Source organism: Candidatus Polarisedimenticolaceae bacterium, from assembly GCA_036376135.1.
Taxonomy (GTDB): domain Bacteria; phylum Acidobacteriota; class Polarisedimenticolia; order Polarisedimenticolales; family DASRJG01; genus DASVAW01.
The window spans coordinates 1-7728 of the sequence record DASVAW010000058.1 but is presented as its reverse complement, the minus strand read 5'-3'; the positions used below and the strand labels follow the sequence as shown (position 1 = coordinate 7728).

Here is a 7728-nt window from a genome sequence, read left to right as displayed (position 1 = left end):
GCGACCTCCGCCAGGCACCCGAGAATCGCCGCCGCCGAGCGGTCGACGTCGTCCTCGGTCGTGAGGTGGTTGACGAGGGAGATCCGCATCGCGGCGCGCCCCTTCCACGTCGTGCCCCCCAGCCAGCAGGTCCCTTCCTGTTGCACGCGCGCGATCACCTCGCGGGTGGTCGCATCGTCGTCGCGGAAGCGGAGCAGGGCCTGGTTGAGGACCACCTCGTTCAGGACGGTCACCTCGGGGGAGGCCGTCAGCCGATCGACGAAGCGGCGGGTCAACGCGCAGCATCGCTCGACGAGCTCGGCGACGCCCGAGCGGCCGAGGTGGCGCAAGGTGGCGTAGACGGGGATCCCGCGCGCGCGCCGCGAGAACTCCGGCGTCCAGTCGGCCGGGTCGCGCTCGGCACCGCCGGACTTGATCAGATACGAGGTCGTCGTGGACATCGACGCGCGGTGGGGCTCCGGGTCGGCGACGATCGCGATCCCGCAGTCGTACGGGACGTTGAGCCACTTGTGGGCGTCGACGGACCACGAGTCCGCCCCCGCGACGCCGCGCACGAGGTGCCGGCGGCCCGGGCTCGCCGCCGCCCACAACCCGAAGGCGCCGTCGACGTGCAGCCACCCGTCGCGTTCGCGCACGAGGGGGACGATCTCGTCGAACGGGTCGAAGGCGCCGGAATTCACGTCGCCGGCCTGCGCGCACACGACGACCGGGCGGCGGCACGCGTCCAGCACCGAGCGCAGCGACGACGGGACGATCCTCCCCTGGTCGTCGCTCTCGACGCGGAGCACGTTTCCGGTGCCGAGCCCGAGGTAACGAAGCGCCCGGAAGACCGTGATGTGCGACTCGTCGCTCGCGACCACGTCGATTCCGGGAGAACCGGCGAGCCCCTGCGTCTCGACGTCCCACCCCGCGCGGCGCAGGACGTCGTGGCGCGCGGCGGCGAGGGCGGTGAAATTCGCCATCTGCGCGCCGGTCACGAACGCGACGCTCGACCGGGAGGGAAGGCCGAGCAGCTCGAGCAGCCACCGCGCGGCGACCTCCTCGGCGACCGACGCCGGCGGGGAGAGGACGTAGAAGCCGTGGTTCTGGTCCCAGGTCGACGCGAGCCAGTCGGAGGCGAGCGCGACCGGGTGCGATCCCCCGATCACGAACCCGAAGAACCTCGGCCCGCCGGAGGCGACGAGCCCCGGGCGTGCGGCGTCGTCGAGATGCGCGAGGACCTCGCCGGCCGCGATCCCGCGCTCGGGGAGGGGGCCGCCCATCGTCGCGCGAAGGGCGGCGAGGTCGACCGGCGGGGCGACCCGGCGGTGCGGCAACTCCTCGAGGAAGGCGAGGGCTCGGTCCGTCGCGTCGTGGAGCAGGGTCTTCATCGGGGCCTCCGGGAGAAGATTACGACGGAAGGGCTCGCCGTCCGCCACCGCCTGCTAACCTCCGCGCGTGGACATCCTGATCGTTCACGACCTGCGCGAGCCGGCCAGGAAGTGCTCCGTCACGCCGCTTCGGGGGATGGACGGGGTGCGCTTCGTCCCTTCCGTCGGCGGCAGGCGCGTGGAGGTCGGGCGGCGCATCTGGCTCCACCCGGACGGGGAGGAGCTCGGGCCGCCGGACCGCGGCCTCGGCCTGCTGTTGATCGACTGCGCGTGGCACCGCGTGCCGACGCTCGCGCGCCGCATCGACGGAGATCTCGTCCGCCGCCGCCTGCCGAAGCTCGTCACCGCGTACCCGCGCAAGAGCAAGCTCGGCCGCGACCCCGAGCACGGCCTGGCCTCGGTCGAGGCGCTCTACGCCGCGGTCGCGCTCCTCGAGGGCGCGCGACCGGACCTGCTGGCGCACTACCGCTGGGCCGGGGCGTTCCTCGCGGCGAACCCGGGGCTCCCGCGGATCAGTACGTGAACGTGAAGGAGACCTTGAACCCCTCGTCGATCAGCCCCGCACCGCCGCCGAAGGGCCAGTTGACCTCCGAGCGCCGCTGGTGGTGGATCACGTAGGAGATGCCGTTGCGCAGCAGGAACGAGACGATCGGCGCGGCCCGCGGCGCGGTTCGGGCGACCTGACGCGAGATGCCGTCGGCGACGTGCAACGCGACGCCGTGGACCAGGCCACTTCCCAGTGCCTCCCAGAAGACGTAGTGCGGGTAGACCGCCGACTGCTCGTACCCCGCGTCGAGCGTGATCGAGCGGCTCAACCCCAACGCGATTCCGCCCTCGAAGCCGGTTCCCACGCGGACGCCGCCGTCGAACGGAGCGAAGGCGAGGACGTCGGCGGGGTCGAAAGGCCCGTCGTACGCATCGGCATCCGCGAGGAACATCGACGTGCCGTGATACGGCGCGAGGAAACCGGCGTCGCCGGTCCGGTAGCCGTACCCCCTGCGGCGGCCCAGCGCGAATCGCCAAAGCGACGTCTCCGTCTCGCCCGGATCCCCTTCGTCCCCAAGCCGGGTCGAGATCCCCCCGATGGACAGGGCCTTGTCCCGGTACTTCAGGACGCCCGCGTCCTTCGCGAGGGTGGACACACGCAGCGCGCCGAACCGCGCCTCGACCTGGCGCGTGGGGGCGAACGGTCCTTCGAACCCGTCGAGCGAGACCTTCGGAAAGCCGATCGCCAGGCTCGCCGCCCGGCGCCGGGTCTCGACGCGGAATCGCGACCGCTCGACGATCCGTTCGCCCGAGGCGAAGGTGACGCTCACCTCGAGATCGTGGCTGCCGTCGCGCATTCCGGCGGTCCACCCCTCTTCCTCGTACGGCGGGTCGCTCCAGGCATGGCGCTCGTCCAGGCCGAGCCACCCGTCGGAAGGGGTCCAGTGCGCGCAATCCCCGCTCCACTCGAACCGGGCGGTGATCGTCTCGCCGTCGAGGGTCGCCACGAAGGAGGCGCGCGTCCGGTCGTCGCCTCCGTACGCACAGATGCGCAGCTGGGGCTGGCGCGTCGTCAGGACGGCGCCGTCGACGGGGCTCTCGACCCGAAGCGCGGGCGGAACGGGAGCGGCCTCCGGACCGGCCGCCAATGCGAGCAGGACAGCCGCGAGCGTCGTACCCATGCGCGAAGGATACGCCGGCACCCCGATCCGATGACGCAATCGTAAGGCGGTGCTCTGGCCGCGCCCTTGCACAGAGTCCATGTTCGCGGTGCACGGAGGAGCGGGCGTGGGTCTCGACGGCGCGACGAAGTTCCTGGCGGGAGGGGTGGTCGCGGCGATGGCGTCGCTGCTCGGCGTCGCCCACGCGCAGGCGGTCGCTCCGGTCGAAGGGCTCCGCCGCATCGACGTGCGTTCCGCCGGACAGCCGCGGTGCAGCCTCGAGGCGAGCCTCGATGTGCTCCCCTCCGGCGGGGAGACTTCGAGCATGCTCACGTGGACGTCGTCGGGGGCCGTGCGGGTCACGCTCAACGGCGGGGAGGTCGACGCGAGCGGCTCGCTCGCCGTCCGCCCGCTCGCCGACGCCGCGTACACGCTGGTCGCCCACGGTGCGGGGGGCGCTTCCTCCGCGACCTGCAGGCAGGAGATCCGCGTGACCCAGCCCGCGTGCGTCGACGGCGCGATCTGCGCGGTGTCGTGCGGCACGGGGTTGATCCCCGACGTCCGCACCGGCCGGCTGCTCGCGCTCGACCCAGGGCGGTTGGTCCACGTGCTGATCCTCGCCGAGGGATACACCTCGGCGGATCTGCGGCGCTTTCACGTCGACGCCCCCAACGACGTCTCGGACTGGATGGACGCGTGGGGGCGGCTCGAGGTCTTCGACACCTTCCGGGAGGCGTTCTGCTTCTGGAAGCTCCCCGCCGTCTCGAACGCGCGCATCGTCGCGGGGGGCGCCGTGGAGGACACCGCGTTTCGCGTCCCCGTGGACCTCGGCGGCGAGATCGACTTCTCGGACCCCGCGGCGACGGACGTCGTCGAGGCGAGGGTCTGGGCGGCGGTCGAGAGGCTCCCGTTCCCGCCGACGACTTTCTACCCGACGACCGCCGAACGTACCCGGGGCATGGCGAAGAATGTGGTCGTGGCGACGATGGTGTATGAGCCCGCGCGGGCCCGGTCGGGGTTCAGCGGCCGGACGGCGCTGCTGACGAATCCGTCCAACGCGGGCCGGACGGTCGCCGCGGCCTTCGCGCACCACCGCCCGCACGAGTTCGCCCACGCCTTCGCGCGGCTGCGCGACGAGTACCTCGACCTCGACGGAGATCCTGCCTGCGTCCCGCGCACCGGCGCGTGGACGTCGGCGAACGTGTCGAACGTCGTGTGCGAATCGGGTTGCGGCGACGTGCCCTGGAGCCACCTCGTCGCGGGGGGCGCCCAGAACCCGGCGGTCCAGGGGCTCGTCGGCGCGTTCGGTCACGTCGAGGACGGGTATCACCCCGAGCTCAAGTGCCTGATGAACGGCAGCCGCGCCGACAACGCGACGGTCTTCGGCGGCGAGGCGGACCTGCGCACCCCCGGGCGCATGTGCAACTTCTGCCGGGAGCTCTCCGCCTTCCGCCTGTTCGAGCGGATCGGCGCGCTCGAGGACACGACCACCTCGTACGCGACCTGGCAGCGCGACTACCGCGCGCGGTTCTACGAAGCGTACGGCCTCGACGTCCCCGGGGTCGTCCCGATGGAGACGCCTCCCGGGCGACCGGTCTTCGCCGGCTGCACCCCTCCGTGACGGGCCCTCACGCCCCCTTCCTGAATTTCGCGTCGTCCACAGGGACGTTGGACCTGGTCTCCTCGATCTGGATCGTGAACCGGCCGCTCGGCCGCGCGACCGTCCAGCGGAAAGGGACCTTCACCCCTCCTGCGTCGCGCCAGTCGGCGTAGTCGATCTCCGTGGGCAGTCGGCCGAGCGGGGTCTCGACGTAACGTTTCGCGCGCAGGAGCAGGCCGGAAGCCGGGTCGAAGAAAAGCTCCACCGGGGGCTCGCCTTCGTTGCGCGCGACGAGATGGGTCGCCGGCTTGCCGTCGATGGTCTCCGGAGCGACGACGCGCACCTCCTTGAAGCGTTCGCGCACGTCGGCGGGGAAATCGAGGTCGGCGTCGAGGCTCGCGGCACGGCTTTCCCCGGGGCCCATGTCCTTCGCCGGGCGCTGGCCTCCGCCCAGCCAGCCGGAGGATCCGTCGAAGGCGGTGATGTTCTCCCCGCGCGGGGTCTTCACGATGGAGATCCGCTTGTTCGGCGCCTTCGCGTGGATCTCGACGGGGAAGGGCTCGGGCCCGAACCCGGTCAGCTTTCCGGTCTGCACGCGGCTTGCGACCGCGGCCATCGCCTCCTTGCCGCCGACCGCCTTCACGTACGCGTCGAGGACCGCGGTGACCTCGGGAAGCGCGGCGGGCGCCGGGGGCTGCGCCGGGGGGGCGGATCCGTCGGCCACGGGCGGGACGGCCTCCGGACGGGTCGACCCCCTGTGGCAGGTCATGCACGTGACGACGACGTGGCCGTTGAAGTTCCGGTTGATCGATCGCTGCAGCTCGATCATCTCCCGCGCGACGAGTTTCTTCTTCTTGTCGTCGGCCTCGGGCTTGCGGTCCACGTGGCAGAAGTCGCAGTCGACGCCGAGCGATGCGGAGATGAACTGCATCGCCGGGACCAGGTCGTCGGCGGGGATCCCCTTGAGCGCCAGGACGTTCATGAAGCGCTCCTCGGCCTTCTCGGGCGGCGCCCCGGGGTCGGCGGCGACCGCGGCGCAGGCGGCGAGGAGCGCGACGGGAACGACGGCGGGGCGGTTCATGGCGGGGCCTCCGGAAAAGTGCGGAGTCTACACCTCGCGCGGGGCCTCCAATGTCGCCGGAGCTCGCGAAGACCCTTGACCACCGGCGGAGGCTTCGGTATACGCCGCATGCGGGGCGCACACGCGCCCGGGGTGGGGGCGAGATGAAGTCGAAGCGATCGAGGGCCTTCGCCCTGTGCCTGTGTTTCGGTGTCGGAACGGGCCCGCTCGCCGCGGCCGACGACACGGCCCACGTCGAGGGGCGCGTCACGAAGCAGGGTACCGGCGTCGGGGGCGTGATCGTCCTGATCAACGAGCTGAAGCGCACCGACGACACGGACGCGGGGGGGTACTTCAGCTTCAGCAAGGTCCCGCTGGGCACCTACGCCGTCGTCCTGACGCGCGGCGAGGAGACCAAGGTCGTGCCCCTGGTCGTCTCCGAGGCCGGCACCGTCAAGGTCGAGTTCGAGGTGGACTGGGAGCTGCAGGGGTACGAGGAGATGACCGTCGTCGCCGAGGCGCTCGCGACGAAGGTCGTCGACGCCCCGGCGGCGGTCACCGCGATCCACGAAGAGGAGATCGCGCAGGTCGCCTCCACCGGCCAGGTTCCCAAGATCCTGGAGTTCACCCCCGGCGCCGAGGTCACGCAGAGCGGGCTCTACGACTTCAACTTCAACACGCGGGGATTCAACAGCTCGCTGAACCGGCGGGTCTCGACGTACATCGACGGTCGCGATGTCGGCGTCGTGCTCCTGGGCGCACAGGAATGGGCCGCGATCTCGGGGGGGCTGGACGACGTGGCCCAGCTCGAGTTCATCCGGGGTCCGAGCGCGGCCCTGTACGGCGCGAACGCGTCGAGCGGTGTGGTGAACATCACGAGCAAGGCCCCCAAGGACAGCCTGGGCGGACTGTTCCGCACGACGTTCGGCGAGCTGAACTCGCGGGGCGTCGATTTCCGGCAGGCGTTCCAGTTCGGCGACGGGTGGTACGCGAAGGTGCTGGCCGGCTTCAAGGACTCCGGCGACTACAGCATCTCCCGCAACCCGGACGTCGTCGTCGCGCCGGAGTACTCCGAGTTCTGCCTGCTCGTCGGCGAGACCGACTGCCTACCCGGGGAGCGGACGCTCCCGCGCGAGCAGGACAACGAGATCCGATTCGGCGCGGTGCGCGTCGATCGCTACTTCTCCGACAAGGTGCTCCTAACCGCCGAGATCGGGCTGTCCACGATCAAGGGCCCGGTGTTCCAGACCGGGATCGGCCGCGTGCAGAACCTCGATTCGAAGCGCCCGTTCTACAGGCTCAACTTCTCGAGCCCGCACTGGAACGTCCTCGCGCACTACACCTCGCGCGAGGGCGAGCAGGTGAACATGGTGAAGGCGCTGGTCGTCGGCTACGAGTTGACGACGGATGACCAGCGCTGGGGCGTCGAGGCCCAGGGGAACTGGAAGTTCTCGGGGGACCGGGTGCGGTTCGCGATCGGGGCGGCCCACACCGAGGAGCGTGTGGACACGTACGACCGGTCGCTCGGACGACAGACCGTGCTCTGGGAGCCCATCGAGACCAACCGGCAGGCGATCTTCTCGCAGCTCGACTGGAGCGCCAACACGCACTTCAAGTTCGTCTTCGCCGGCCGGCTGGACAAGAGCACGCTGCACGAGACGCAGTTCTCGCCGAAGGCGGCGGCGGTCTGGAACATCAACAGCGAGAACTCGATGCGGTTGACCTACAACCGCGCCTTCCAGGTCGCGAACTACTCGGAGCTGTTCCTCCACACGCCCATCTCGTATTTTCCGATCGGCGGGTTCGTACGGACCATCTGCGGCGCGCCCCCTCCGATCCTGCCGGAACCCGTCGACTGCGGCATCGAGGGGGACTTCGTCCCGATCCTCGCCGTGGGGAACGACGACCTGAAGCTCGAGCACACGGAGGCGTGGGAGCTCGGGTACAGCGGGCTGCTGGCGAGCAAGGTTCTCGTGACGGTCGATTACTACCGGAGCAAGAACGACGACTTCATCACCGACCTCGTGCCCCAGGTGGGGACCGTGCTCGGCA

The 7728-nt window shown here is 70.8% G+C and carries 6 protein-coding genes; 3 read left to right on the top strand and 3 right to left on the bottom strand.

Features of this window, described 5'->3' with window-relative positions; all coding sequences use genetic code 11:
• Nucleotides 1–1370: aminotransferase class V-fold PLP-dependent enzyme (locus VF139_05570; protein ID HEX6850859.1), on the bottom strand; the 1370-nt coding region annotated here is incomplete at its 3' end.
• A gap of 67 nt (nucleotides 1371–1437) precedes the next feature.
• Here VF139_05570 and VF139_05565 point away from each other — a divergent pair.
• Nucleotides 1438–1893 (top strand): DUF367 domain-containing protein, encoded by a 456-nt coding sequence (locus VF139_05565; GenBank protein HEX6850858.1) that lies wholly within the window; start codon nucleotides 1438–1440, stop codon nucleotides 1891–1893.
• On the opposite strand, the gene VF139_05560 is transcribed toward VF139_05565, so the two are convergent.
• Nucleotides 1883–3037 carry a hypothetical protein gene (locus VF139_05560; GenBank protein HEX6850857.1) on the bottom strand — a complete coding sequence of 385 codons (1155 nt, stop codon included), beginning with the start codon at nucleotides 3035–3037 and terminating at the stop codon, nucleotides 1883–1885. The two genes, VF139_05565 and VF139_05560, sit on opposite strands and share 11 nt — an antisense overlap.
• A gap of 106 nt (nucleotides 3038–3143) precedes the next feature.
• Between VF139_05560 and VF139_05555 the strand changes: the two genes are divergently transcribed.
• A complete protein-coding gene (locus tag VF139_05555; protein ID HEX6850856.1) occupies nucleotides 3144–4637 on the top strand; it encodes a hypothetical protein in 1494 nt (497 codons plus the stop codon).
• A gap of 7 nt (nucleotides 4638–4644) precedes the next feature.
• Here VF139_05555 and VF139_05550 read toward each other — a convergent pair whose 3' ends face one another.
• Nucleotides 4645–5697 carry a photosynthetic reaction center cytochrome c subunit family protein gene (locus VF139_05550; protein HEX6850855.1) on the bottom strand — a complete coding sequence of 351 codons (1053 nt, stop codon included), beginning with the start codon at nucleotides 5695–5697 and terminating at the stop codon, nucleotides 4645–4647.
• Between the two features lie 143 nt (nucleotides 5698–5840).
• Here VF139_05550 and VF139_05545 point away from each other — a divergent pair.
• A partial coding sequence (locus VF139_05545; GenBank protein ID HEX6850854.1) for a TonB-dependent receptor occupies nucleotides 5841–7728 on the top strand: 1888 nt, incomplete at its 3' end.

What these genes read in the sequence shown, in the direction of transcription:
- VF139_05560 (HEX6850857.1), bottom strand. Translation starts at nt 3,037, where the DNA reads ATGGGTACGACGCTCGCGGCTGTCCTGCTCGCATTGGCGGCCGGTCCG.
- VF139_05550 (HEX6850855.1), bottom strand. Translation starts at nt 5,697, where the DNA reads ATGAACCGCCCCGCCGTCGTTCCCGTCGCGCTCCTCGCCGCCTGCGCC.